This window comes from Bradyrhizobium sp., assembly GCF_016462955.1.
Taxonomy (GTDB): domain Bacteria; phylum Pseudomonadota; class Alphaproteobacteria; order Rhizobiales; family Xanthobacteraceae; genus Bradyrhizobium.
Genome location: NZ_JAEMSD010000078.1, coordinates 1064 through 2048, shown reverse-complemented (window position 1 = coordinate 2048; position 985 = coordinate 1064). Strand labels below are relative to the sequence as shown.

Sequence of the window (985 nt, the reverse complement as noted above, 5' to 3'; positions counted from 1 at the left end):
CGCTGGCTTCTTCGATCGCGCCCAGCAGGCCATAGCCGGCATTGTTGACGAGGATGTCGATGCGGCCGAAGCCCTTCACGGCCTGGCCCGCGGCCTCATGCGCCTCCGCCTCGCTGGTGACGTCGAGCCGGGTCGCCAGCAACCGCTCGTGAGAGCCGAGCCGCTCGGTAACGGTGGACGGATCGCGCGCGGTGGCGACCACCGCGTCGCCGGCCTTCAAGGCGGCCTCGGCTATCAACGCACCAAATCCGCGGGATGCCCCTGTGATGAACCAGACACGCATGATCTTGCCCTTTCCATTTGAGCCCGGCGATGTGCCGAAGCCGATGGGCAAGGTGTAGCGGCTCGCCATAGCTGAGATAATCCGCTACATTCTTCTCAAGCTGTTGAGAAAAATTCATCAATGCGCATCGACCCGTCAGACCTCGCGATCTTCCTCGCCATTGCCCGCCATCGCAGTTTTCGCGCGGCGGCGACCGAACTCGGCGTCACGCCATCGGCGCTCTCCCATGCGTTGCGCACTATCGAGGAACGGCTCGGCCTTCGCCTCGTCAATCGCACCACCCGTAGTGTCGCGCTGACCGAGGCTGGCGAGCGATTGTTTGCCCGCATCACCCCTGCCTTTCGCGATATCGACGACGCGCTCGAGGACCTCAATAATTTCCGCGGCAAGCCGGCGGGCACGCTGCGCTTCACCGCCGCGCGCCTCTCGGCGCAACTGGTGCTGTTGCCGATCGTGACACGCTTCCTGAAATCATTCCCAGACGTCAGCGTCGAGATCGTCCTCAACGACGCCCTGATCGACATGGTCGCGGCCGGCTTCGACGCCGGCGTGCGCTTCGGGGAGACGATTGCGGCCGACATGATCGCGGTGCCGATCGGCCCGCGGCATCGTTTCGCCGTGGTCGGCTCGCCCGCGTTATTCAAGTCGCACAAGGCACCGACCACGCCGCGCGACCTGAAAGGCCTGCCCTGCATCCGCTAC

The 985-nt window shown here is 64.9% G+C and carries 2 protein-coding genes; one reads left to right on the top strand and one right to left on the bottom strand.

The window, feature by feature from the left end; genetic code table 11:
- The coding region (locus JHD07_RS11195; protein WP_291621992.1) for an SDR family NAD(P)-dependent oxidoreductase at positions 1 to 352 on the bottom strand (352 nt) is incomplete at its 3' end.
- 51 nt (positions 353 to 403) lie between these two features.
- Between JHD07_RS11195 and JHD07_RS11190 the strand changes: the two genes are divergently transcribed.
- Positions 404 to 985: LysR family transcriptional regulator (locus tag JHD07_RS11190; RefSeq protein WP_291621955.1), on the top strand; the 582-nt coding region annotated here is incomplete at its 3' end.